This is a genomic window from Serratia sp. HNCC26DJ206, from assembly GCF_057180605.1.
In genome coordinates this window covers 1-1,588 of sequence record NZ_JBXUGP010000093.1, presented here as the reverse complement: position 1 = coordinate 1,588, position 1,588 = coordinate 1, and the positions used below count along the sequence as shown (strand labels likewise).

Here is a 1,588-nt window from a genome sequence, read left to right as displayed (position 1 = left end):
GCTGCTACTACGGCAGGAATAGACACAACGGAAGCCAAGAATGCTGCAGCGATAATTTTGCGGTTCATGAAAACAATCCTTTTAACTAACACATCATAATGTCGTGCAATCGCATCTGATGATGCGGTTGCATTCTATTTATCCCCTGATTAACATCTTGATCAGAAAGGCTCACTAATACGTAGTGAGCCTTTCTCGAGGTAGTCATTTTGGGCTATTTTGTACACCTTGGTTTTTTGAGCCAAAAAGCAAGAAAATAGCCCATATGATTGGAGTTAATTGCTTTTTTAGGCTTATTTATAGAATTATATGCTTAATTGTTTTCTTGTGGAAAATACGCGTTCAAAGGGGAAAGGAGCAGTTTTTTACGATACAAGCGTGGATATGGGCGTTCTTTACTAATTAATCTTTTGAATGTAAAGGATTTTTTTAAAAACATTGATGCAGATCAAAGGATGGTTGACATGAAGGAATTCCAGACATTATTATGGGCTCCAGTTTAGCCCAAAATGATCACCTGGTAATTTTTTGTTACAATTCACCAGATATTTAAAAACCGCCTCGAATTACTTGCCGTATATAGCACCGTATGACGAATGTTCCTATGCCCTAAATAATCTTGAATTAAGCGTGTATCAATTCCTTTATCCGCCAGCGCATAGCCACAAGCGTGACGTAACATATGCGGATGGGGTGCAATTGACAGTGCTGACTCACGCCCATATTTGCGCATCATTTTGTAGATTTGCTGTCGGGAAAGGCGGTTGCCTTGGCGTGAAAGAAACAGCCATTCACTATCACTACCGTTGTAATTCAATCGCTTACTTAACCATTGTTGCAATGGTTTTATCTCGATTTCAAACAGCGGATGTATGGTCGAAAACCCATTTTTTAGTCGGTTAATCATAATGGTTCTGCTTTCTAAATCGATGTCAGATAAACGTAATGAGTTAATTTCACTGACGCGGCATCCATGCAGGAAACACATCCAGAGTAAACAACAATCTCTATCTGCATGATATCCTTGCCTGACTGAATTAATTAATCTCTTTATTTCCGATGTTGTTAGGTATTTACGATTTTTCATAACTTCCTCTCTTTTTATAAATTACAGGTGTTAACTGGAATGTATTAAGCAACCTGGTGACGCTCAAGAAAACCGAATGCTCAATCACCTCCATACAAATATCCTTTCATGAGAAAAATGGTAATGACTCCAATTAGTAGAACATATATTTCTCGATGAATACCCCGATCACTTTATCATGTAACTCAATTGAGCGTGAGGAGCAAATCGTTTTTCGAGCCAAACGCTTAATGCGAGATCTTAACGTCAGGTTGTTACGTTCAATACATTGAGTGAAAATATTCCCGGTCAAATATTTATCCTTCAGTACTTCCCGGCTATACGGGCATGCTCCTGTGGTCTCCAGTGTTCGCCGCCTACAAGCAACTCAAATTATTTTGTGTATAGGGCCTATTGGGATGGATTATAAATATAAATATCCAATTAATGTCAAGTGAAATATTCACACAATGAATGACTTAGTCATCCTAAATATATACTTTCGTAAAATAAATAGTTACT

Annotated in this window: 1 protein-coding gene and 1 pseudogene; both read right to left on the bottom strand. The window is 37.8% G+C overall.

Features of this window, described 5'->3' with window-relative positions:
* Nucleotides 1–538 precede the first annotated feature (538 nt).
* Nucleotides 539–1,087, bottom strand: coding sequence for a tyrosine-type DNA invertase (locus AC2A1E_RS24030; RefSeq protein WP_484385848.1), 549 nt, complete (start codon nt 1,085–1,087; stop codon nt 539–541).
* A gap of 133 nt (nt 1,088–1,220) precedes the next feature.
* Nucleotides 1,221–1,409: pseudogene (locus AC2A1E_RS24025) on the bottom strand (IS1 family transposase); the annotation flags it as partial.
* Nucleotides 1,410–1,588: the final 179 nt, after the last annotated feature.